Here is a 21,564-nt window from a genome sequence, read left to right on the forward strand (position 1 = left end):
CCAATTGCGTTCATTATCGTCCCTGAAACTGAATCACCTGCTCATTGAGTGCTTGCATGCGCTCCGCGCGGCGGGTTCGATCAATCACATCGCCTGCCAACTGGCCGCAGGCAGCCGCAATATCGTCACCGCGGGTCTTACGCACGGTGGTTACTAAATCAGCGTCTTGCAAAATTTGGGCAAACTGTTTGACGCGCTCTGCGGGTGAACGCTTGAGGCCCGAGGCTGGAAATGGGTTAAAGGGAATGAGATTTAATTTGCAACGCAAGCCCTTTAAGAGTTTGATTAGCTCTTTGGCATGCTGGTCTTGGTCATTGACGCCATCGAGCATGCAGTACTCAAAGGTAATAAAGTCGCGCGGTGCAAATGGTAAGTAGCGATCGCACGCGGCAATCAGTTCTTTTAAGGGGTATTTTTGATTCAGTGGCACGAGCTCATCGCGCAGAGCGTCGTTCGGTGCGTGCAAGGATACAGCGAGAGCCACTGGGCAATCCTGGGCCAAGCGATCCATCATGGGCACCACACCCGAGGTTGAGACAGTCACGCGACGGCGCGAGAGTCCATAGGCGTGATCGTCGAGCATCAAACGCAATGCCACGAGCACCGCATCGTAGTTGAGCAAAGGCTCGCCCATGCCCATCATCACCACATTCGTAATCACACGACCCTGTGCTTGCTCCGCACAATCCTCATCCAGCCTGCGAATCGCAAGCGGATCCTCGCGCAAATGATGCTCGGCAAACCAGAGTTGTCCAATAATCTCGGCCGGGGTCAGATTACGAGCAAAGCCTTGGTGACCAGTGGAACAAAATCGGCAATTGACTGCACAACCCGCTTGGGAGGAGATACACAATGTGCCGCGATCATCCTCTGGGATGTACACCATCTCAACGGCATTACCTGCCCCAACATCCAATAACCACTTGCGGGTACCGTCACCGGCCTTCATATCCTGGATGACTGGCAGGCTAATGACTTCTGCTTCTTCTGCGAGTTGATGACGAAAGGATTTAGCCAGATCGGTCATCAGCGCCACGTCAGAGACGCCACGCTGATGAACCCACTGCAAAAGTTGCTTGGCCCGAAAGGGCTTCTCATTTAGTCCCGCAACGTACTCTGCCATCTTGGCAGCATCAAAATTGAGTAAGTTCGTGCGGCTTGAATTCAATGGTGAATTAACGTGCGTAGATGTTCATGCCGGGGAAGAAAAAGGCGACTTCCACTGCAGCGGTCTCTGGTGCATCGGAACCATGCACGGCATTAGCATCAATGCTATCTGCAAAGTCAGCGCGGATCGTGCCCTTGTCGGCTTTCTTGGGATCGGTCGCACCCATCAGCTCACGATTTTTGGCAATCGCGTTCTCACCTTCAAGTACCTGAATCATCACCGGACCTGAGATCATGAAGCTCACGAGGTCTTTGAAGAAAGGACGCTCTTTATGCACGGCATAGAACTGCTCAGCTTCATTTTTTGAGAGGTGCGCCATTTTGGCGGCGACGATCTTCAAACCAGCCTGCTCAAAACGAGCATAGATTTGGCCAATCACGTTCTTCGCGACTGCGTCAGGTTTGATGATGGATAAGGTGCGCTGAATTGCCATGCAAAAACTCCAGTGAGGTTGTATGAAACGGTTTTTCGGTTTTATTGAATCATTTGTCAGCAATACTCGGTATTGCGATGCGAAATTATACGTTGTTTTTAGGGTTTTATCCCCGATTCCGACCCCTAAGCCATTGAATTTCTTAGGTATATCACCAAAAGACCCTAATGCCAGCGACCTTCCTGTCACAAAGGTCTTGATTTTTATATGTTTTGTCTATACTTGGTGACTATCAAGTCCATGTTGGACTTACTTTAAGGAGCTACTCAATGAGTGATCTGAATTCGTATGGTTTTGGTCGTGGTGCTGCAGTTGCAACTGCCCAATCCCGTAACCGTGTCCTAAGAAACACCTACGCCCTCTTGGCACTCTCCATGGTGCCTACCGTGATTGGTGCGTGGCTGGGTGTGGCCATGGGCTTTACCTTCTTTGAAGGTAGTCCATTTATGGGCGCAATTTTGTTCTTGGCCGTTGCCTTTGGTTTCTTCTGGGCAATTGAGAAGAACAAAGATACCGGTATGGGCGTCGTGCTCTTGCTGGCGTTTACCTTCTTTATGGGCGTGATGCTCTCTCGCTTGATCGGCATGACCCTAGGTAGCTACAGCAATGGCGCTGCTCTTATCATGGGTGCCTTTGGTGGCACAGCTGCAATCTTCACCGTGATGGCGTCGATTGCCACGGTCTCCAAGAAAGACTTCTCGGGCATGGGCAAGTTCCTGTTCGTAGGTGTCATTCTGTTGATCTTGGCTTCCTTGGCCAACATCTGGTTGCAGATCCCTGCCCTGATGCTCACCTTGATGGTTGTAGCAATTGCCATCTTCTCCGCGTTCATCTTAGTGGATGTGCAGCGCGTGGTTAATGGTGGTGAGACCAACTACATCATTGCAACCTTGGGCATCTACCTAAGCATCTACAACATTTTCTCCAACCTCTTGGCTCTTCTAGGCATCTTTGGTGGAGACCGCGACTAATAGCAACATCTTCATGCGGTAACTTAGGGCGCTGCGGCGCCCTTTTTATTTCTTGCTCTTCAAATAATCCAATACCCAAGTAGGATCACTATCACTTGGGAAGATTGGGTAATGTACTGCCTCAATATGCCCATCATTGGTAATCAGGGTCACGCGTTTGAGTAAGGTCATCCCTGCCGCTACAAAGGTTGGCAAGTTGAGCGCCTGCTGGAACTGATACTGCTCATCACTGAGCACCTGAAATGGCAAATGCAAACGGGTAGCCATCTCGCGTTGGTAATCCGTACTCTGCACACTGAGGCCATACACATTGGTATTTAAGGCTTGGAGTTCTTGATAGTGATCACGATAAGCACAGCTTTGGGGTGTGCAGCCACGCGCGCCTGGGATTTGATCCCACCCTTCGGGCAATGACACATTAGGCTGCCCGGTCATGGGGTAGCAATAAATGACTGTGCGCCCGGGTAGTTGTGAGAGGTTCACCATCGATCCATCGGTTGCTAATAAAGCAACATTCGGCAAAGCCATGCCGACCAAATGATTGCACGCCCCATCGTCTTTGGGAACGGGTAAATCAGTCGGTAGCTGGTTGAGGTTGGTCATGGGGAATCTAATCGATGAACCCTATCAGAATACCTAACTTTTATCCCAGTCGATCAAACACCGCAATCGATTCAATGTGCGAGGTGTGAGGGAACATATTGATGATCCCTGCTTTACTCAGGGTGTAATTGAGTTCGTGCGTCAGAATCGCTGCATCACGTGCCAGTGTTTTGGGATTGCATGACACATAGACAATGCGTTTCGGTAGCGCTGTTGTTGGCAGATCTTGCATCGCCTTACAAATCTCCATAGCGCCCTCACGCGGTGGGTCAATCAGCCATTTATCGGCCCTGCCCCAGACATTGAGATCAGAGGCCGTGATCTCAAAGAGATTGCTCTGACTAAATTGGGTTTTGTGATCGAGTTGGTTATGCCGAGCATTTTGCAAGGCACGCTGAGTTAGGGTCTTACTACCCTCAATGCCAAGCACTTCCTTGGCTAGGGTTGCAATGGGCAGTGTGAAGTTATCAATGCCACAAAAGAGATCAATCACACGATCACTCGCCTGGATATCCAGTAATGCAATGGCTTTACTGATGAGCACTTGATTAACTGCATGATTAACTTGGGTGAAGTCTGTCGGCAGAAACGGCAAGGTGACCCCGAACTCTGGCAAGGTATAGCTCAGGGACTGCTCAGTGGGATAAAACGGTTTGGCGCTCTCAGGCCCTTGGGGCTGTAACCAAATACCAACTTGATGATGTTTGGCAAATGATTCCAGATTCTTGAGATCGGTGGGTGTCAGCGGTAGTAAATGCCGAATCACTAAGGCAATTTGAGTGACGCCCGGTTGGTTTGTGTCTTCTCCAACAGCAAACTCGATTTGCGGAACGCGATCCCGGATACTAAGTGAGCCCACCAGTTCCCGCATCGGTACCAAGAGATCGGAGATTCGCTTGGGGATGACTTCGCAGGTCAGCATATCCGCCACATAACTACTGTTGTGCTCATGAAAACCCACCAAGATCGTGCCCTTCTTAATCGAGCGATCGATCACACTCAAGCGTCCACGGTGGCGATAGTGCCAAGCGGGTCCTGCAATTGGTCGTAGGATCTCCTGGGGCTTAATCCGTCCGATATGCCACAGATCATCCTCTAAAACTCGCTGCTTCATTGCAATCTGAGCCGCAAAATCCAGATGCTGCATGCTGCACCCTCCGCAGGTCCCAAAATAGGTGCAGCGAGGTGTGGTGCGATAGACCGCCGGTTTAATCAGCTCATGAAGTTTGGCTTTGGCAAAACGCGCTTTCTCCCGCGTGATGGTGTAAGTCACTTGCTCGGTAGGCAATGCTCCCCGTATAAAAAGTACTTTGCCACCCTCTTCATTCGATTGCCGTGCGACGCCTTGTGCATCGAGATCCAAAGAGTCAATCGTAACGATCGGAGATGCTTTTGGCATCGGTGCTTCCGTACTCATTCTGAACGAGATGGATGCTAGTAACTAAAGCCGGCTAAGTACTCAGCCCAAGGGGCTTTACCTTGCTTGGCATCCTGCTCGAGTTGCTGCTTCACGTAGATGATTTCTTCATCGTACTCATCGGCAGTAAAGCCGCCACGCATTTGTTGAAAGCGGCAGTAGACCAAATAGGTATTGACCACATCGGTCTCACAATACTGTCGGATTTGCTCGATCTCTCCGCGTTGATACGCAGGCCACACTTGCGAGCCATCCATGCCCAGTTTTCCGGGAAAGCCGCACAGCTTCGCTAGCGCATCGAGCGGTGCATTAGCGCGCGCATTGTGTTTGGCCAAAACATCCATCAGATCAATGTGGCGCATGTGATAGCGGTTAATGTAGTTATTCCACTTAAAGTCTTTACTATCGCTGTCCATGCTCTCACCCATCTCCCAGTAGCGCGGCGCGGCCACTTGATTTAACAGCGCCCGATAATGCAAGACCGGTAGATCAAAGCCGCTACCATTCCACGACACCAACTGAGGGGTGTATTTTTCAATGAGTTCATAGAAGGCTTGCACAAGGGTTTTCTCATCATCGGCTGCGGTTCCGAGACTACCAACCTTAAATTGCGGTAAGCCCTCTTTGGTGGTTCTGCGAATCACGCACGAGATCGCAATGATCTTTTGCAAATAGAGGGGTAAGAACTCGTGGCCGGTTTGGGCAGCACGTTCATCCATCGCAGCCTTTGCGACCTCAGCATCGCTCATCGAATCTGGATAAGAATTAAGTAACCGTAGACCCGCTACATCCGGAACGGTCTCAATATCAAAAACCAGTACGCTGGGGATCGATTTAGCCAAACGGGTGATTACAGTTATTGCAAATACTGCATCGGGTTAACGGGTTTGCCGTTCATGCGCACCTCAAAGTGCAACTTCACCATATTGGCATCGGAGTCGCCCATCTCAGCAATCCGTTGGCCCTTGCGCACGTTCTCACCCTCTTTCACTAAGAGTGTACGGTTATGGGCATAGGCCGTGAGATAGGTGTTGTCATGCTTGACGATCACCAGATTGCCATAGCCTCGCAGACTGTTGCCGGCATAAACCACTTTGCCATCGGCTGCCGCTTGAATGGGCTCGCCCATCTTGCCGGCAATATCGATGCCTTTGTTCTTGGCCTCATTGAACTCTTCAACTACTTTACCCTTCGCGGGCCATGAGAGCTTAATCGGCGGATCGATGGCATTGGCTTTGGGCTCAGCAACCGCCACTTCTTTCTCTTCCACCTTCTTAACGGCAACTTTACTATCAGCCGGCGCTTTACTATCAGCGGGTTTGATCGGCTCAATCGGCTTGGTTGTTACCCGAGCCATACTTGGCGGTGGCTTCACCCGCAAGACCTGATCAACCTCAATCAAATTAGGATCGGTGATGTTGTTCCATGCTGCAATGTCCCGATAGGACTGTCCGTTATCGAGCGCAATCCGAATCAAGGTATCCCCGCGCTTAACCCGATAGAACCCAGGCGGCACTGGCTCTTGAGCAGGTATGCTGGCTACCGGCGCACTGCGATCTGTAATGGTGGCTGGCTTGGTTCTTGGAGGGGTCGAGCATGCTGCAAGCCCAAAAGCGATAACCGCTACGAGAGCGGTCTGGCCGACGCGAATCGTGTATCGGGATTGTGGGCTGTCATGCAATGGGTTCATATCACCCCTGATTGTAAGGGCACAAAAAAGACCTCATCAAGTGCGGTCCTTTGATAGCGGTGGGAGCTCACCCGCTCAATGAGTAAGAGCTGTTGCTCGGTCTCGCTTTTAGAGACCGGCGCAATTAAGCGCCCCCCAATCGCCAGTTGATCCAATAAGGGGTCGGGCACCCCCAACCCCGCCGCTGCGAGGATGATTCCGTCAAAAGGTGCCGCTTGCGCTAGCCCGCGGATTCCGTCGCCATAGATGAGGCGCAAATTGGCGATGCGGAAGGGTCGTAATTTGGTGCGAGCCAGATCATGCAAAGCACGAACTCGCTCAATCGAGTAAACCTCTTGCGCTAACAAACTCAGCACCGCTGCTTGGTAGCCACATCCCGTACCAATCTCTAGCACCTTGCCCAAGGGTTGTTTATTCTTGTGCAAGAGCTCAATCATGCGTGCCACCACCGAGGGCTTCGAGATGGTTTGCTGATGACCAATCGGTAATGCCGAGTCTTCATAGGCTTGCGCGTGCAATCCAGCATCCACAAATGAATGGCGTGGTACGGTGGCAATGGCTTGCAAGACCTGCGGGTTCTTAATCCCCACCGCATGCACCTTGCGTGCGAGGTCTTGGCGATGCCCAGCGAAGCGCTCGGCTGCTTTCATTCGCGGTCCCAACCGGATGCGCGCATACTGGCTTGACGCGCATGGTGTGTGAGATCGAGTTGCATCGGCGTAATTGAGATGCATCCCTCATTAATCGCATGAAAATCCGTCCCTGGAGAGATATCACGTGCTTCGCCTGCGGGACCAATCCAATAAATGTTTTCACCACGAGGATTTTGTTGCACGATCACGGGTTGCGAGTGATGGCGTGTTCCTAAGCGCGTCACCCGCCAGCGTTTGAGTTGCTCATAATGGCCATTGGGAATATTGACATTTAGTAAGGTGGCGATGCCATCGACTCGCTCCATCGGCTCTTGCAGAGCCTGGGTCACGATGTCGCGCGCCGCCTTTGCAGCATTTTCAATTTGAGCCCAGCCGCGATCTACTTGTGAGAATGCAATACCCGGTACCCCAAACATCACGCCTTCAATTGCAGCGGCGACGGTGCCTGAGTAGAGGACATCTTCTCCCATGTTCTCGCCTTGATTAATTCCTGAGACCACCAGATCGGGTTTACTCTCCAAAAATCCGGTCATGGCCATGTGCACACAGTCGGTGGGCGTGCCATTTACAAACAGAAATCCATCGCGCTCACCACCGGCGACCCGATGAATACTCAAGGGTCGTGAGAGTGTGAGCGAGTTCGATGCACCGCTGTGATTTTGCTCGGGCGCCACAATCGTTAACTTGCCTAAGGGGCGTAGTGCATTAACCAAAGCGAGTAAGCCAGGAGCTAAATAGCCATCGTCATTACTCACTAAGATGTGTGGGACTTTACTCATAAATGCTTTCGTTAATGGATTTAGCTGATGGAGCGGCGATCGAGTAAGGCGCGAGCCAAGGTGCCAGCATCCACATACTCCAACTCGCCACCCACCGGAATGCCGCGGGCGATGCGGGTTGCTTTGATGCCTTTGATCTTTAAGACCTCACCAATGTAATGGGCGGTGGCCTCACCCTCGCTCGTGAAATTAGTGGCCAGCACCACTTCTCGTACGGGTCCACCGAACTCCGGTTTCTCGATCCGATCAAGTAAGCGATCAAAATGAATCTCATTGGGGCCCATGCCATCCAGTGGTGAGATACGCCCCATCAGCACGAAGTACTGACCCTTAAAGCTCATGGTTTGCTCAACCATCACTTGATCGGCCGGGGTCTCCACCACGCACAGTAAGGCGGGATCGCGACGTGAATCGCTGCAGGTCGTACAAAGCTCGAGTTCAGTAAAGGTATTACAACGCTGGCAATGGCCGATGGACTCGACTGCCTCACCCAATGACTGAGCTAGAACCGCGGCGCCATTGCGATCATGTTGCAATAAGTAATACGCCATACGTTGCGCTGATTTGGGGCCAACGCCTGGCAAGACCCTCAGGGCCTCCACCAAACGACTAAGTGCGTCTTGAGGCTCGTTTGGTACTTTGGTCCGGCTCATCCGACTTTAGAACGGTAACTTAAATCCGGGGGGCATCGGCATCCCAGCGGTCGCTCCCGACATGAGAGCTTGGCTAGCGGCTTCAGCCTGCTTGAATGCATCGGTATAGGCAGTGACCACCAGATCTTCGAGCATCTCGCGATCATCCATTGCTGCCGGATCAATTTGTACCCGCTTCATCTCATACTTGCCACTAATCGTGACCTTCACCATGCCGCCAGCGGCTTGGCCCGTGAGTTCCAAGGCATTGAGCTCCTCTTGGGCGCGCTTCATCTTCTCTTGCATTTGCTGGGCTTGCTTCATTAAACCCGCAATTTGACCTTTCATCATGGTGTGCTTCTCCGCTATCGAAATTAATTAATGGGACGAACTGAGCCCGAGACCACTTTGGCTCCGAACTCACGCTCCAGCTCTTTTAGGAATGGGTCTTCAGCAAGTTGCTCTTCGGCATTGAGTTTTTTCTCTTCGTAAATTTGGGCATCTACTTTAGCAATCGTGTGATTAGCCTTACCCTCACCCAATTGCAGCTTCACGGGTTTACCGTACTGCGCCCGGAGGGTCTCCCCAAAACGGGCGAGCGCATCATCCGTCGCCAGCTGAGGCATTGCGGTCGTCAGAGTAATAAAGAGTGTCGTTGGGGTGTCGCGCCACTCCACCAGTTCGGTTTGGTGAGCCAGTTGTTGCAAGAGTCCTCGCAATGGCAAATTACGTACCATCGCATGCCAATCGGGTTTGATCTCACTATTGAGGTTCGGCGTATGGGTGACGGTTTCGGGTGCAGTATTTGTAACAGTACTCGCAACAGTCTTTGCAACCGGCTTTGCTTCTACTGACTTGTTTACAGGAGCGGCTGATTTAGGAGTTGCTTGCGTAGCAGGCTTGGGTATGCTGTTCGCTGTTACTGAAGTGCTACCACTGCCACCGGGTTTGAAGGCTAACATTCGTAGAAGCGCCATTGCAAATCCAGCTTGCTCATCGGGGGCCAATGACAAATCAGCACGACTGGTAATAGCGATCTGATAAAAGAGTTGGGTCTCTTCGGGAGTAAATACTTTAGCAAGCCTCCGAATCTCATTTGCCTCTGGCCAATCCTCCAATACAGAGTCTGGCACGATCTGGGCGGTCGCTATTTTGTGTAAGAGACTGGCCAGATCTTGCAGTGCTAAGGAGAAGGACATGCTGCGCAGACCCATCTCTTCCGCAATGTCGTTTAAGGTCTTGCCATCTTTATTCTGGAGGGCATCTAAGATCTTGATGAGATAGGTCTCATCAATCGTGCCCAGCATGGTGCGAACTGCAGCCTCTGTGACCGGCCCTGCGGCATAAGCGATGGCTTGGTCGGTAAGCGATAGCGCATCGCGCATGGATCCCTGGGCGGCTTTTGCAATCACCCGTAAAGCGTTGGGCTCAGCGCTGACCGACTCCGAACCCAGAATCTGCTGCAGGTGCTCTACGATCAGAGGCACTGGCATTTGCTTGAGATTGAACTGCAAGCAGCGGGAGAGTACGGTGACCGGCACCTTTTGGGGATCGGTAGTCGCCAGAATGAACTTCACATGCGGTGGTGGCTCTTCGAGGGTCTTGAGCATGGCATTAAAGGCATGTGTGGAGAGCATATGCACCTCGTCGATCATGTAGACCTTAAAGCGTGCACTGCTTGGTGCATAAGCGGCTTTCTCTAATAGAGAGACCATCTCATCCACACCACGATTACTCGCCGCATCCATTTCGATGTAATCAACAAATCGTCCGGCATCAATCTCGGTGCAGGCTTGGCATTGGCCACACGGTTGTGAGGTCATTTGCCCTTTACCATCCACTCCAGTGCAATTGAGGGCTTTGGCCATGATGCGAGAGATGGTGGTCTTCCCCACCCCACGGGTGCCCGTGAATAACCATGCATGGTGTAAGCGGCCTTGATCTAAGGCGTGGGTTAAGGCTTTCACTACGTGATCCTGACCCACCAGTTCAGTGAAGGTTTTAGGGCGCCATTTACGAGCCAGTGCAAGTGCAGTCATGGGCTCAATTCTAACAAGGCTACAATAAGTACGGACGGGCCTCCTCGCATGGTGGCTTGGCAACCTGGTCAGGTCGGGAACGAAGCAGCCATACCCAAATACTATCAGTGCCGAGGGTCGGGCTCGTCCTTATTTCCTGTTGATGCAAACGAATTGATCATTTTGCTATTTGCCAAATAATCCGAGAAATATGCCAAGCAAACTTTTGAAGGTCAAATAGGCAATCCCCAAGATCGTGATCGCCATGAGCATGCGAGAGCCAAACTCAATACGGAATATTTTGGCTCGATTGTGAGTGAGTTCAATTAAAAACACCATTCTGAATGCCTAACCTTTTGGATTTAATAATCACTAGATTATTAGCATGTATATGGTTTGTGAAGAAGGTTGGGGCTAAATGTTTGTAATCACAATGGAAGTAGTAAGTAGGTATTACTTGATTATTTACTGAACTTTCGCAAAGCGCTTAAGGTCTGCATACTCCTCAGGAAATATCTCGCCGATTTCCCGGTAAATAATTTTGTTGTTCTTGTCCAGAATAATGAGGATGGGTATGCCCTTCACCTTGCCCATTGATTTTTGCAGTTCCGGAGTCATCATCGCTGCTGGGAATGTGTACTTATTGTTCTCCATGTATTGCTTGGCAAGTAATGGGTTCTTATCAATGGAGATGGTAATGACGTTCAGTGAGTTGGGTGGTAACTCTTTATAGAGTTTCTCAAGGTAAGCATTTTGCTTCTTACAAAATGGGCACCAGGTGGCCCATACCTGGATTAAGGTGTTCTTGGTGTTGTTGGCCGGTATGGCATACGGCACGCTATTGAGTGTTTGCATTGGCCCTAACTCAATGGTTTGGCCAACCGTCAGCGCCAGGGCCAAGCTTGGCAGAAGCATGAGGCACGCGATCAGGAGTTTGAAGATTCTCATACCCCAATGCTAACTGAAGTGATTAGCACCTGGGGCTCGTATATGGCGTCATTGACTTACCTTAAACTGGCTCATATAGTGAGCCTTTTATGGCCCATGCTAATGCCTATTTAGTTATGAAAGATTGCTCATGAGCGATATGGAGCGCTTGCACAAGATTAAGTACATGATCCAGAGTCGGGGTTGCGTGCCGATTGAGGATTTCTTGAGTGGCTTAGAAATCTCGCGCGCAACCTTCAAACGCGATCTTGACTATCTGCGTGATCGCATGAACGCGCCAATTGTCTACAACCGCGCTATGGGTGGCTATCGCTTTGATAAGCCCAATGCTGGCGATAAGTTTGAGTTACCCGGCTTGTGGTTCTCTGAAAAGGAGGCGACTGCCCTCGTTCTGATGCAACACCTATTATCCAATCTAGATACCAATGGCTTACTGAGCCCCCATATTGCACCGCTAATAAATATCATTGATGGCATCTTAGGACAATCCGAGATCTCTGCAAAAGAGTTACGTAAACGCATTAAGGTCTTTGGTGTGTCAGCCCGCAAGAATGTGCTCGAGAACTTTGAAGAGGTCGGTATCTCACTCCTAAAGCGCCAGCGCTTACACCTGTCCTATTACTCCAAGGGTAAGGATGAATCAACCGAGCGTGATGTATCACCACAGCGCTTAATTTTCTATCGGGATAACTGGTACCTCGATGCGTATTGCCATCTACGCAAAGGTCTACGAAGTTTTGCCATGGATGGAATTCAGGCAGCCCATGTATTAGATGAAAAGGCAATTGAGGTTCCCGAAAAAGAATTACATGAAAACTTTGCAGAGAGTTATGGCATCTTCTCTGGTAAGGCCACGCAACGCGCCAAATTACGCTTTACCCCAGAGAAAGCCCGCTGGGTTGCTGCGGAGACCTGGCATGGCCAGCAAGTAAGTAGCTTCGATAAAGAAGGCAATTACCTCCTTGAGTTTGATTACAACCAAGATCCGGAACTCATCATGGAGATCATGAAGCATGGGGATGGTGTTGAGGTACTGGCGCCTGCCAGTTTGCGTAAACGTGTTGCCGAGGAGCTTCTAAAGGCCGCCAAGCGCTATCAATCATTGTGATGCGTGCCATCTCACCATAAAATCAATTATCCGAACGAGGTGCATATGATCCCAATCATTAAACGAATCATTCTGAGCTGCTTGTTATTCAATCTTGGTCTTGCTCATGCCCATCACGGTTGGTCTGAATATGATCAGACCAAGACCGTGAAGCTCACTGGCACGATTACTCAAAGTGGCTATGAGCATCCGCATGGAGTGATTAAATTAAGTGCCGATGGTAAGTCGTGGACGATTGTGCTTGCCCCACCCTTTCGAATGGAAAACCGGGGCTTGAGTAAAAGTGATATTGCTAATGGTTCGCAAATCACGGTGGAGGGCTATATCAATCGCACCCAACCCGATGAACTGCGTGCCGAGCGCATCACTGCTGGCTCTAAAACCATTGAACTGCGCTAATGAGTAGTCCCGTCATGGCCTTGGAGGGCTTATGGCTAGCTCAGGCCATGAAGCACTCGACTTGGCTCTACCCTACGGTTGAGACCATGCACATCTGGGGCATTGGCATGCTCTTTGGAAGCGTGGTCATCATGGATTTACGGGTCTTAGGGTTTGGCAACAAACTCAATCTGTCGGACCTATCTCGCTTGGGCGTCTTGGTTGCATTTATCGGCTTTGGTCTAGCGGTTCTCACTGGGTCGCTGATGTTTATTGCGCAAGCCTCTGAGCTCATTAGCTCACGCTTATTTATCCTCAAGATGTGCCTTATCTTCCTATTACTCGCCAATGCCATGATTCTGCGTATGCGCACAGTAACAAATGGAATCAGTAAATTACAAGCCCTTCTATCACTCACCGGTTGGGCGAGTGTCATTGGGATGGGGCGTTGGTTGGCCTACGTTTGATCAATACCCAATTTGGGTATGACCCTACCCATATTGGGTATGTTTAGATTGCTTTGAGTCTTGCTTCTTTGAGTCGGGGTTCAACGAGGTGGCCCTTACGTGCGCGGTTGCCTGCAAAGCCCTTCAGCGTTTTGGCATCCAGATGCGTATCGGTTAGTTTGCCACCGCGACCAAGTCCAGAATAACTCGCACCATCGGCGCCCACAGCAATTGCTGAACGCATGAATTCTTTAGGATCAAGTCCCATCAGGATCACACCTTTACCACCAGTTGGTAGACGCTTGAGCTCATCGAGTGGGAATACCAAGAGTCGGCCGTTCTCGGATAAGCAAGCGACTTGACGCATCCCCTCGTTTACCTCGGCAGCACCAAGAGGTGCATCACCGGGCGTCTTCTTATCCAGACCCACAAACGATTTACCCGCTTTATTGCGAGTGATCATGTCTGCGACATTCGCTAAGAACCCATTACCACCTTTGGTGGAGATGAGGACCAGATCATCGGCGTGACCCGCATAGTAGGCGACCATTTGCGAGCCTGGCGCGAGATTGACGTAGCTTGTGAGTGGTGAGCCATCGCCTCGTGCACCGGGTAACTCACTCACAGCGACCGTATAGACCCGACCGTCACTACCAAAGCCCAACATTTGATCGACAGTGCGGCACTCGAAGGTATCGTAGAGAGCATCGCCCGCTTTGAAAGTGAACTGTTGGGGATCGTGCTCATGGCCCTGACGGACTCGCACCCATCCCTTTTGGGATACGATCACAGTCACCGGCTCATCAATCACCCTCACCTCGGCCACTGCACGCTCATCTTCTTTCATGAGGGTACGACGCGCATCACCAAACTCTTTGGCATCACTTTCAATTTCTTTGATGATGTGTTTACGCAATGCCGATTCGTTACTGAGTAACTCATCAAGTTCTGCCTTTTGCCCTTTGAGCTCTTTGAGCTCCTGCTCAATCTTGATCCCCTCCAGGCGCGCTAACTGGCGCAAACGAATCTCTAAGATGTCTTCTGCTTGACGCTCGGTGAGCTTGAACGCCTTCATCAGATCGGGTTTTGGCTCATCGCTATTGCGAATCAGCTTAATGACCTTATCAATGTTCAGAAAGACGATCTTGCGCCCTTCCAAGATATGCATCCGGTCCTTGACCTTGCCCAAACGATGCTGGGTACGACGAGTGACGGTCTCGACTCGAAACTCAATCCACTCGGTGAGGATCTCTTTTAATCCTTTTTGACGGGGACGGCCGTCATTGCCGATCATCACTAAATTAATCGAGGCATTCGACTCGAGCGAGGTATGCGCAAGTAGTAAGGTGATGAACTCACTCGGCTCCACATTCTTGCTCTTAGGCTCGAATACCAAACGTACCGGGGACTCACGACTCGACTCATCGCGCACACCATCCAAGACGTTCAGAATAGTTTGCTTGAGATTGTTTTGCTCGGTGGTCAGTGATTTCTTGCCCAACTTCACCTTGGGATTAGTGAGCTCCTCAATCTCTTGCAGGACCCGTTGTGCCGAGGTCGCGGGTGGTAACTCATTAACCACCACTTGCCATTGCCCACGTGCGAGTTCTTCAATGGTCCAGCGGGCGCGCACCTTGACCGAACCACGCCCACCCTCATAGATCTGGACGATCTCACTGGCCGGCGAGATGATTTGGCCACCCCCTGGAAAATCCGGACCTGGGATGTGCTTGAGCAAATCGTCCAAACTGGTTTTGGGAGACTTCATCAAAGCCACGGCGGCGCTTGCCACCTCGCGCAAGTTATGCGATGGAATTTCGGTCGCCATACCCACGGCAATGCCGGAGGCGCCATTGAGTAAAACAAATGGCAGACGTGCTGGGAGTAATTTCGGCTCTTTAAACGAACCATCGTAGTTGGGCACAAAATCGATCGTGCCCTCATCAATCTCAGATAGCAGCAGGCTCGCAATCTTAGTCAAGCGTGCTTCGGTATAACGCATCGCCGCAGCCCCATCACCATCGCGCGAGCCAAAGTTGCCTTGACCATCAATGAGTGGATAGCGTAAGGAGAAATCCTGTGCCAAGCGCACCAGGGCATCGTAGGCCGATTGATCGCCGTGTGGATGGAACTTACCTAAGACATCACCAACCACGCGCGCACTCTTAACTGGCTTCGCATCAGCACGCAAGCCCATCTCGTTCATGGCAAACAGAATGCGACGTTGCACGGGCTTTTGGCCATCAGCAACTTCGGGTAATGCGCGCCCTTTGACCACACTAATCGCGTAATCAAGGTACGCACGCTCAGCGTAGATGCCTAAGGATAAGAACTCCTCAGGGTTAGCGGTATTTGCTTTGGGCCGCTCTTGCGTGAAGAGGTCGCCCTGTTCAGGACTGCCTTTCTTATTGTTACTCGATGTGGATTTTTTACTTGCCATGCTGTGTCCTAAATGTCGGCTTCTACTTCATTACCGCGCTCTTCTAACCAATCGCGGCGTGCGCCAGATTCTGCTTTGCCCATCAACATGTCCATGGTCTTAATGGTCTCGCTCTCACTCATCTCGCCCAAGGTCACCGGCAAGAGACGACGAGTATCTGGATTCAAGGTGGTATCCCACAGTTGCTCAGCACTCATCTCACCTAAGCCCTTAAAGCGCGAGATTTGCCAGGCGCCCTCGCGCACACCGTCTTTGCGCAGCTTATCTTCAATGGCAGTTAGTTCGCCCTCATCAAGTGCGTAGATCTTCTGTGCGGGCTTCTTACCACGCGCAGGTGCGTCCACGCGATACAGTGGTGGTCGCGCAATATACACATGACCGTTCTCGACTAAGCGTGGGAAGTGTTTATAAAAAAGTGTGAGCAGCAGCACCTGAATATGCGAGCCATCCACATCGGCATCGGACAGTATGCAAATCTTGCCGTAGCGTAAGTTGCCCAAGTTGGGCTCATCACCTGGCCCGTGGGGATCAACCCCAATCGCTACTGCAATATCGTGCACTTCATTATTCGCAAAGAGCCGATCACGCTCGGTCTCCCAGGTATTTAACACCTTACCGCGTAAGGGCAAAATCGCTTGGTATTCTTTATTACGACCCATCTTGGCAGAACCACCGGCGGAGTCGCCCTCCACCAAGAAGATCTCATTTAAAAGAATGTCTTCACTCTCACAGTCGGTGAGCTTTCCAGGCAGTACTGCCACACCCGAGGATTTTTTCTTTTCCACCTTTTGCCCAGCGCGGGTGCGCGCTTGCGCTTGCTTAATGACGAGCTCTGCAAGTGCTTTGCCGTAATCGACGTGTTGGTTGAGCCACAGCTCAAGCGCTGACTTCACAAAGCCAGAGACCAGGCGCACCGCATCGCGGGAGTTCAGGCGCTCTTTAATTTGTCCCTGAAATTGTGGATCCAATACCTTGGCAGACAATATGAATGAGGCCCGAGCAAATACGTCCTCAGGCATGAGCTTCACACCCTTGGGTTGTAAAGCGTGGATCTCGACAAAACTTTTGACCGCATTAAAGAGTCCTTCGCGCAAACCGCTCTCATGCGTACCGCCCGCTGGAGTGGGGATAAGGTTCACGTAACTCTCACGCACCGGCGCACCCTCTTCGGTCCAACTCACCACCCAAGCGGCGCCCTCACCTTCGGCAAAGGCTTCTTCATCCCCTGTGCCGCTGGCGTAATGCTCGCCCTCAAACGCAGGAATCACTGGGGCACTATGGCCACCTTGTGCCAAGGCCTCATCGAGATAGCCTTTTAATCCTTGGGTGTAGAGCCACGATTGGCTTTGACCGCTTTTCTCATGTACGAGCGTGACCTTGACTCCGGGTAAAAGCACTGCCTTGGAGCGCAAGAGGCGCTCGAGATCAGCCATGGGAATGGTGGCGCTATCAAAGTATTTAGGGTTGGGCCAGACACGCACTTTGGTGCCATGCGCTTTATCGCCTTTGGTAGCCGCTTTGGATTTGAGTTTCTCGATCACATCGCCATCAGCAAAGGCAATGTTCGAGACCTGCTGCTCACGCCACACTGTGACCTCTAAGCGTTTAGCGAGCGCGTTCGTAACCGACACACCAACCCCATGTAAGCCGCCTGAGAATGCATAGGCACCGCCACTGCCCTTTTCAAACTTACCGCCAGCATGCAGTTGGGTAAAGACGATTTCAACGACGGGTTTTTTCTCTTGCGGGTGCATCCCCACGGGAATGCCGCGGCCATCGTCTTCAACACTCACACTACCGTCGGTGTGTAAGGTCACCACCACTTCTTTACCGTAACCACCAAGTGCTTCGTCAGAGGCGTTATCCAAGACCTCCTGAATGATGTGCAGGGGATTATCGGTGCGGGTGTACATGCCCGGACGCTGACGCACCGGCTCCAAGCCTTTTAAGACTTTGATCGAGGATTCGCTGTATTGGGATGGTTTACGAGTCGCCATGCGCAGAAATTGTAGTCATATCCCAAAGGCGTGTGACAAAAGCGTGGGAAAATAAGCCCATGGGAGCATTAAGTCATATTCGAGTATTAGATCTGAGCCGGGTATTAGCGGGTCCGTGGTGTGCTCAGAACTTAGCTGATTTGGGTGCTCAGGTGATTAAAGTGGAGCGCCCGGGCGCAGGTGACGATACCCGCCATTGGGGCCCTCCCTTTGCTAAAGACCCCAATGGTCAAGACACCACCGAGTCAGCGTATTACATCTCGATTAATCGCAATAAGAAATCCATCACGCTCGATATCAGCACCCCCGAGGGTCAAGCGATTGTGCGCGATCTGGTCAAGACCTCCGATGTGGTGATCGAGAACTACAAGGTTGGTCAGTTAGCGAAGTACGGTCTTGACTATCCATCGTTATGTGCGATCAAGCCCAATCTTATTTATTGCTCGATCACCGGCTTTGGTCAAACCGGCCCCTATCAACATCGCCCTGGCTATGACTTTATCTTGCAAGGCATGGGTGGCTTCATGAGCATTACCGGTGAAGCAGATCATTTACCGGGTGGCGGCCCTCAAAAGGCTGGGGTTGCGATCGTGGATTTATTTACGGGCATGTATGCCAGCTCAGCGATTCTTGCGGCGGTGATCCATCGCGATCGCAGCGGTGAAGGTCAATACATTGATATGGCTCTCCTCGATACGCAGGTCGCGATGCTTGCCAATATTTCCAGCAATTATTTATGCAGCGGGGTCTCGCCGCATCGCTGGGGTAATGCTCACCCCAATGTGGTGCCGTATCAAACCTTTCAGACTGCCGATAGCTGGATCATTGTGGCGGTTGGTAACGATAGTCAGTTTCGTAACTTCGTGAAAGTTGGTAACCGCGAGGCTCTTGCTGACGATCCGCGCTTTGCAAGCAACCCCGCGCGCATTGAGCACCGCGCTGCATTAATCCCACTGTTAGCCGAGATGGTGAAGGAGAAGACCAAGGCGCAGTGGATTTCTTTGTTGGAGACGGCAGGTGTGCCATGTGGGCCCATTAATAATTTGCAAGAGGTGTTTGAGAACGAGCAAGTGATCTCGCGTGGGATTGAGATGCGCGTGCCCCATCCAACCGCCGGCACCATGAAATTGGTCGCAAGTCCGATGCGTCTCTCCAAAACCCCTGTGGAGGTGCGCATGCCACCCCCACTGTTGGGACAACACACCGATGAGGTCTTGCACGAACTGGGTATGAGTGCTTCACAAATTAGCGAGTTGCATCAGAAAGGCATTGTGTGACCCAGCGCACGCCAAGCCTATCGATGCTTCAAGTGCTGATCTTTGGCAGCCTAATGGTCACCCTCTCCATGGGGATTCGTCATGGCTTTGGTCTCTTTAATATGCCCATCACCTCCGCCAACGGTTGGGGGCGTGAGACCTTCGCATTAGCGATTGCCCTACAAAATTTGATTTGGGGATTTGCTCAACCCGTCGCTGGTGCGCTTGCCGATCGCTATGGTCCGTTCAAGATCATGATTCTGGGTGGATTCTTATATGCCGTGGGTCTGATTGGTATGGCGCTCACCAATGATCCTTTGCTGTTTCATTTGGCAGGTGGCCTATCAATTGGTATTGGTCTAGCTGCTACGACCTACAGCGTGGTGTATGGCATTATTGGTCGCAATGTATCACCCCAGAAACGCGTCTGGGCGATGGGGGTTACTGCAGCGGCCGGCTCCTTTGGTCAGTTTTTGATGATGCCGCTTGAGCAAGGTTTGATTAGCAACTTTGGAGCCAGCGAAGCACTCATTTATTTAGGACTCATGGCTTCACTCATGATCCCGATTGCGTTTTTCTTACGCGAGACCGGTTTTGCGCCCAATCAAGCGGGTGATCAAACCATCCGACAGGCTCTTAACGAAGCGATTGGTAATCGCAACTTTCGCTTTTTGATGATGGGTTACTTTGTGTGCGGCTTTCAGGTGGTCTTTATTTCGGTTCACCTCGCGCCCTATCTCAAGGATATGTCGGCGATCTATCCGGGCATCAACGGTGCGACTGTGGCAACCACCGCCTTGGCCTTGATTGGTTTATTTAATGTGATTGGCACCTACTACGCTGGGGTCTTGGGTGAACGCTTTCCTAAACGATTTTTACTCTCGGGTATTTACTTCACACGCTCGCTAGCGATTGCCCTCTTTTTATTGTTACCCCTCTCCTCGATGAGCACCTATGTATTTGCTGCCGTGATGGGGGTACTTTGGCTCTCGACCATTCCGCTCACGAATGCGATCGTCGCTCAGATTTTTGGGGTCAAGTACCTCACCATGCTCTCGGGGGTGGTGTTCTTCTCCCATCAATTAGGGAGCTTTTGTGGTGCCTACTTTGGTGGCTACCTCTACGATCTCACCGGCTCTTATCAGATCGTATGGGGCATTGCCATGGCCCTCGGGGTCTTTGCCGGTCTGATTAATTTACCGATCCGCGAGGAACCCTTACAGCGCCCAGCAAGCGCGTGAGGCGGTAGAGTTTCTGTAGCGATGACCACCTGCTTTCGGTAGAATGAGCACATGAGTCAATCGCTATCAATTACTTCAACTCTCACCTGGAAGAAGGTCGCGCTCTATGCAAGCGTTGCGATCCTTCTGATGCTGGTCTTTGCGCTCTACTTCATTCCAGAAGTTGTGATTGGTCTAGCTGAGCAAGCATGGGCCCTGTGTGGCTGGTAATCCACTCCCGCTGTAGCACAATGGATAGTGCAATCGCCTCCTAAGCGATAGATCCAGGTTCGACTCCTGGCAGGGGGACCAAATTTATTCATAACGCATTGATTGTTGAATTAGGAAAACTACTAATCTTGTTTGATGTGAACATGTCCTTTATTTGTTACGCTTTTTAATTCATGCACGATCGATTGGTGATGAAGTTATCCACAGCGTATGTGGACAAATCGATAAAAATTTTCCTAAGTGCTGATTTTTAAACGAGTGAGCTGGCATGCTCAAAAATTGAGCATGGTCGACATAGTTCGCTTACACTTGATTCATGTCAACAATTCCTGTAAGCACACTCGCCGCTCTCGAAGAAATGTTGCAAAACGCGAGTTGTCATCTACCACACGCGTGCCTGCCGATTCTGTTAGGTGAGCGCACTGTTGGTCACCTCGTCCCTGAATTCACCCCCTTCGTGATCGAGAGTTTGCAATGCGAGCCAATTGCCCATCTGAATGTCAGTGCGCGTGGTTTGTCTTTGGCAGCAGTTCCTCCTGCCCACCTCAGTGCCAGTTTGCGCGTCTTGGCGATGAGGATGCGTGACGCTGGCTTGATCCCCGCGTGGCGCAATGAAGAGTTTGCATTCTATGGCGCTGATGGTCATGAGTACTTTCGGGTTGAGCGCGCGGCGTTTCGTAGTCTTGGGGTGCAAAGTCAGGCAGCGCACATCAATGGCGTAAGCGTAAATGGCCAACTCTGGGTAGGACGGCGCAGCGAGAGTAAGCAAATTGATCCCGGCAAACTCGATAACCTCGCCGCAGGGGGCATTAGCGCCTCTGAGACCGTGGTGCATTGTGCGATTCGGGAGCTTTGGGAAGAAGCAGGCATTCCGGAGCCGATCGCCAGTGCCATTGCCCCAGCGGGCAAGCTACTCATTAGTCGCCCCCACCCACCCCATGGCATCCACCATGAAAGCCTCTTCATTTTTGACCTTGAGCTCCCTAATCATCTAATCCCCGTCAACCACGATGGCGAGGTCAGTAGCTTTATCCAACTAGATCTCGCGGAGGCCGCTGCTCGCATCCTAGCGGATGAGTTCACGACCGATGCGGCCCTGGTCACTGCCGACTTGATATTGCGCCGCAACCGGATGGCTTGATGAAGCTCAAGGATGGGCTTGGGGGATTCGTGGTT

General features: G+C 51.4%; 22 protein-coding genes, 1 tRNA gene, 1 other RNA gene and 1 pseudogene. 10 read left to right on the top strand and 15 right to left on the bottom strand.

Annotation, left to right across the window (positions count from 1 at the left end; translation table 11 throughout):
* Window positions 1–13 precede the first annotated feature (13 nt).
* Both rlmN and ndk read right to left on the bottom strand, forming a co-directional pair.
* On the bottom strand, window positions 14–1,168 hold the full coding sequence (rlmN, locus tag QUE64_RS05410) for a 23S rRNA (adenine(2503)-C(2))-methyltransferase RlmN (protein WP_286224877.1): 1,155 nt from the start codon (window positions 1,166–1,168) through the stop codon (window positions 14–16).
* 7 nt (window positions 1,169–1,175) lie between these two features.
* Window positions 1,176–1,601 (bottom strand): nucleoside-diphosphate kinase, encoded by a 426-nt coding sequence (gene ndk, locus QUE64_RS05415; RefSeq protein WP_108508520.1) that lies wholly within the window; start codon window positions 1,599–1,601, stop codon window positions 1,176–1,178.
* Between the two features lie 269 nt (window positions 1,602–1,870).
* On the opposite strand from ndk, the gene QUE64_RS05420 reads away from it, so the two are divergent.
* Entirely contained in the window at window positions 1,871–2,572 is a 702-nt protein-coding gene (locus QUE64_RS05420; protein WP_286223063.1) for a Bax inhibitor-1/YccA family protein, read from the top strand.
* Window positions 2,573–2,617: 45 nt separating this feature from the next.
* Here the strand turns inward: QUE64_RS05420 and QUE64_RS05425 are convergent, their stop codons facing one another.
* The 9 genes and pseudogenes from QUE64_RS05425 to dnaX all read right to left on the bottom strand — a co-directional run bounded on the left by QUE64_RS05425 (window position 2,618) and on the right by dnaX (window position 10,385).
* Window positions 2,618–3,175, bottom strand: a complete 558-nt coding sequence (locus QUE64_RS05425; protein ID WP_286224878.1) for a peroxiredoxin — start codon at window positions 3,173–3,175, stop codon at window positions 2,618–2,620.
* A gap of 40 nt (window positions 3,176–3,215) precedes the next feature.
* Entirely contained in the window at window positions 3,216–4,574 is a 1,359-nt protein-coding gene (rlmD, locus tag QUE64_RS05430) for a 23S rRNA (uracil(1939)-C(5))-methyltransferase RlmD (RefSeq protein ID WP_286224879.1), read from the bottom strand.
* A 35-nt stretch (window positions 4,575–4,609) separates the two neighbouring features.
* The gene (locus tag QUE64_RS05435; RefSeq protein ID WP_286226179.1) at window positions 4,610–5,422 is read right to left on the bottom strand and encodes a 3'-5' exonuclease; all 813 of its coding nucleotides are present in this window, start codon (window positions 5,420–5,422) and stop codon (window positions 4,610–4,612) included.
* A 26-nt stretch (window positions 5,423–5,448) separates the two neighbouring features.
* A complete protein-coding gene (locus QUE64_RS05440) occupies window positions 5,449–6,282 on the bottom strand; it encodes a peptidoglycan DD-metalloendopeptidase family protein (RefSeq protein WP_286224880.1) in 834 nt (277 codons plus the stop codon).
* Window positions 6,279–6,902 (bottom strand): annotated as a pseudogene (locus QUE64_RS05445) (protein-L-isoaspartate(D-aspartate) O-methyltransferase); the annotation flags it as partial. The gene QUE64_RS05440 and the pseudogene QUE64_RS05445, both read right to left, overlap by 4 nt.
* Window positions 6,903–6,928: 26 nt before the next feature.
* Window positions 6,929–7,714 (bottom strand): 5'/3'-nucleotidase SurE, encoded by a 786-nt coding sequence (gene surE, locus QUE64_RS05450; protein WP_286224881.1) that lies wholly within the window; start codon window positions 7,712–7,714, stop codon window positions 6,929–6,931.
* Between the two features lie 20 nt (window positions 7,715–7,734).
* On the bottom strand, window positions 7,735–8,367 hold the full coding sequence (recR, locus tag QUE64_RS05455; protein ID WP_286224882.1) for a recombination mediator RecR: 633 nt from the start codon (window positions 8,365–8,367) through the stop codon (window positions 7,735–7,737).
* 6 nt (window positions 8,368–8,373) lie between these two features.
* Window positions 8,374–8,697, bottom strand: coding sequence for a YbaB/EbfC family nucleoid-associated protein (locus tag QUE64_RS05460; RefSeq protein WP_286224883.1), 324 nt, complete (start codon window positions 8,695–8,697; stop codon window positions 8,374–8,376).
* Window positions 8,698–8,720: 23 nt separating this feature from the next.
* Window positions 8,721–10,385 carry a DNA polymerase III subunit gamma/tau gene (gene dnaX, locus QUE64_RS05465; RefSeq protein WP_286224884.1) on the bottom strand — a complete coding sequence of 555 codons (1,665 nt, stop codon included), beginning with the start codon at window positions 10,383–10,385 and terminating at the stop codon, window positions 8,721–8,723.
* A gap of 33 nt (window positions 10,386–10,418) precedes the next feature.
* Here dnaX and ffs point away from each other — a divergent pair.
* Window positions 10,419–10,516, top strand: an RNA gene (gene ffs / locus QUE64_RS05470) — signal recognition particle sRNA small type.
* A gap of 34 nt (window positions 10,517–10,550) precedes the next feature.
* Here the strand turns inward: ffs and QUE64_RS05475 are convergent.
* Window positions 10,551–10,703 (bottom strand): hypothetical protein, encoded by a 153-nt coding sequence (locus tag QUE64_RS05475; protein WP_286224885.1) that lies wholly within the window; start codon window positions 10,701–10,703, stop codon window positions 10,551–10,553.
* A 126-nt stretch (window positions 10,704–10,829) separates the two neighbouring features.
* Window positions 10,830–11,312 (bottom strand): TlpA family protein disulfide reductase, encoded by a 483-nt coding sequence (locus QUE64_RS05480; protein WP_286224886.1) that lies wholly within the window; start codon window positions 11,310–11,312, stop codon window positions 10,830–10,832.
* 130 nt (window positions 11,313–11,442) lie between these two features.
* On the opposite strand from QUE64_RS05480, the gene QUE64_RS05485 reads away from it, so the two are divergent.
* The 3 genes from QUE64_RS05485 to QUE64_RS05495 are packed head-to-tail and all read left to right on the top strand — an operon-like array spanning window position 11,443 to window position 13,265.
* Window positions 11,443–12,420, top strand: a complete 978-nt coding sequence (locus QUE64_RS05485; RefSeq protein WP_286224887.1) for a helix-turn-helix transcriptional regulator — start codon at window positions 11,443–11,445, stop codon at window positions 12,418–12,420.
* A gap of 45 nt (window positions 12,421–12,465) precedes the next feature.
* Complete coding sequence (locus QUE64_RS05490) at window positions 12,466–12,819, top strand: DUF6152 family protein (RefSeq protein WP_286224888.1); 354 nt, start codon at window positions 12,466–12,468, stop codon at window positions 12,817–12,819.
* Window positions 12,819–13,265 carry a hypothetical protein gene (locus QUE64_RS05495; RefSeq protein WP_286224889.1) on the top strand — a complete coding sequence of 149 codons (447 nt, stop codon included), beginning with the start codon at window positions 12,819–12,821 and terminating at the stop codon, window positions 13,263–13,265. The genes QUE64_RS05490 and QUE64_RS05495 overlap by 1 nt, the downstream gene beginning before the upstream one ends.
* Window positions 13,266–13,308: 43 nt before the next feature.
* Here QUE64_RS05495 and parC read toward each other — a convergent pair whose 3' ends face one another.
* Window positions 13,309–15,684 (bottom strand): DNA topoisomerase IV subunit A, encoded by a 2,376-nt coding sequence (parC, locus tag QUE64_RS05500; protein WP_286224890.1) that lies wholly within the window; start codon window positions 15,682–15,684, stop codon window positions 13,309–13,311.
* Between the two features lie 8 nt (window positions 15,685–15,692).
* Window positions 15,693–17,681, bottom strand: coding sequence for a DNA topoisomerase IV subunit B (locus QUE64_RS05505; RefSeq protein ID WP_286224891.1), 1,989 nt, complete (start codon window positions 17,679–17,681; stop codon window positions 15,693–15,695).
* A gap of 59 nt (window positions 17,682–17,740) precedes the next feature.
* On the opposite strand from QUE64_RS05505, the gene QUE64_RS05510 reads away from it, so the two are divergent.
* From QUE64_RS05510 to QUE64_RS05530, 5 genes are all read left to right on the top strand, one after another.
* Window positions 17,741–18,958, top strand: coding sequence for a CaiB/BaiF CoA transferase family protein (locus QUE64_RS05510; protein WP_286226180.1), 1,218 nt, complete (start codon window positions 17,741–17,743; stop codon window positions 18,956–18,958).
* A complete protein-coding gene (locus QUE64_RS05515) occupies window positions 18,955–20,178 on the top strand; it encodes an MFS transporter (protein WP_458574678.1) in 1,224 nt (407 codons plus the stop codon). The genes QUE64_RS05510 and QUE64_RS05515 overlap by 4 nt, the downstream gene beginning before the upstream one ends.
* 51 nt (window positions 20,179–20,229) lie before the next feature.
* Window positions 20,230–20,388 (top strand): hypothetical protein, encoded by a 159-nt coding sequence (locus tag QUE64_RS05520; protein ID WP_286224892.1) that lies wholly within the window; start codon window positions 20,230–20,232, stop codon window positions 20,386–20,388.
* A gap of 6 nt (window positions 20,389–20,394) precedes the next feature.
* A tRNA-Arg gene (locus QUE64_RS05525) sits at window positions 20,395–20,469 on the top strand.
* 235 nt (window positions 20,470–20,704) lie between these two features.
* A complete protein-coding gene (locus QUE64_RS05530; RefSeq protein WP_286224893.1) occupies window positions 20,705–21,529 on the top strand; it encodes an NUDIX hydrolase in 825 nt (274 codons plus the stop codon).
* Window positions 21,530–21,564 lie beyond the last annotated feature (35 nt).

The sequence above is a fragment of the Polynucleobacter sp. HIN7 genome (assembly GCF_030297595.1).
Taxonomy (GTDB): Bacteria; Pseudomonadota; Gammaproteobacteria; order Burkholderiales; family Burkholderiaceae; genus Polynucleobacter.